The following is a 1,607-nucleotide window of genomic DNA, read 5'->3' as shown; positions in this document are numbered from 1 at the left end:
TTCGAGCGGATCTGGTATGCCGAGCACCACAACATGCCCGCCATCGCCTCCTCGGCCACGGCGGTTCTCATCGCCCATGTCGCGGCCCGCACCGAACGGATCCGCCTCGGCGCGGGCGGGGTCATGCTGCCCAACCACGCCCCGCTCATCATCGCCGAGCAGTTCGGCACCCTGGCCGAGTTGCATCCGGGACGGATCGACCTGGGCCTCGGGCGCGCCCCGGGCACCGACCAGGTCACCCTCCGCGCCCTGCGTCGCGACCCGCGCGCCTCCGACGAATTCCCTTCCGACATCAGGGAATTGCAGGGTTATCTCGCCGGGGAGTCCCTGATCCCGACCGTGTCGGCGCACCCAGGCGCGGGCACGCGGGTGCCGCTCTACATCCTCGGGTCTTCGCTGTACGGCGCGCAGCTGGCCGCCGCGTTCGGGTTGCCGTATGCCTTCGCGAGCCACTTCGCGCCCGACGCGTTGCACGCGGCGATGCGGGTCTATCGGGAGCGCTTCCAGCCCTCCGAGCAGCTCGCCGAGCCGTATGCCGTCGCCGCGCTCAACGTCATCGCCGCGGCTGAGGGCGGGGCGGCCCGCGAGCTGGCGGATCGGGTGCTCCGCTCCCGGGTGCGCAATCTCGCCGAGCGGGTCCCGGCATACGCCGGACGACTGGACGACGCGGCGGTCGACGCGCTGATGACCTCCCCCGTCGCGGACCAGGCCCGGCACATGCTCACCTACACGGCGGTGGGGGATCGCGACGAGGTGGCCGATTATCTGCGCACCTTCCGCGAGCAATGCGGGGCCGACGAGCTGATGATCACCAACCCCGCCCCCGACCTCGCCGCGCGGCATACGGTCCTCGACGTCCTCGCGGCCATCGACTGACGGTCCGCCTCGCCGGGGGTGTGGATAAGGCCCGGGCGGTGTCGGCCCGCGGACATAGGCTGGCCGGTATGCCGAATCTCCCCGAGCTCCTGCACGCCGCGGTCAGCGACCTCGGCGGCACGCAGCGGCCGGGTCAGACCCAGATGGCGCAGGCGGTGCTCGACGCCGTCGACAAGGAGGAGCACCTGCTCGTCCAGGCCGGCACCGGCACGGGCAAGTCCCTCGGCTACCTCGTCCCGGCGATCCTGCACGCGCAGCGCAGCGGCAAGCCCGCCATCGTCGCCACGGCCACCTTGGCCCTCCAGGGGCAGATCATCGATCGCGACCTGCCGCGGCTGGCCACCGCCCTGGCCCCGATCCTCGGGCGGCGCCCGACCTATGCCCTGGTCAAGGGCCGCCGCAACTATGTCTGCCTGCACAAGCTCGAGGGCGGCTTCCCCGACGAGGACGAGGGCCTCTTCGACGTGGGGGAGGCCGATGCCTCCGCAGGCCGGCTCGGCAAGGAGGTCGTTCGCCTGCGCGAATGGGCCCAGGAGACCGAGTCCGGTGACCGCGACGAGCTCGTCCCGGGTGTGTCCGAGCGGGCCTGGCGCCAGGTCAGCGTCGCCGCCGAGGAGTGTCTCGGCTCGCGCTGCCCGCTGGCCGGCGAGTGCTTCGTCGAACGCTCCCGGGCCGCCGCCAAGGATGTCGACATCGTCGTCACCAACCACTCCTTCCTCGCGATCGACGCC

2 protein-coding genes are annotated in these 1,607 nt (G+C 72.1%); both read left to right on the top strand.

Going from position 1 to position 1,607, the window contains the following annotated elements; genetic code table 11:
* A partial coding sequence (locus tag BN11_RS21135) for an LLM class flavin-dependent oxidoreductase (RefSeq protein ID WP_048700464.1) occupies window positions 1-876 on the top strand: 876 nt, incomplete at its 5' end.
* A 68-nt stretch (window positions 877-944) separates the two neighbouring features.
* The coding region (locus tag BN11_RS21130; protein ID WP_048700462.1) for an ATP-dependent DNA helicase at window positions 945-1,607 on the top strand (663 nt) is incomplete at its 3' end.

The organism is Nostocoides australiense Ben110, assembly GCF_001050535.1.
GTDB classification, from domain to species: domain Bacteria; phylum Actinomycetota; class Actinomycetes; order Actinomycetales; family Dermatophilaceae; genus Nostocoides_A; species Nostocoides_A australiense.
The sequence above is the reverse complement of the archived record's forward strand: the minus strand, read 5'-3'. Positions and strand labels throughout refer to the sequence as shown.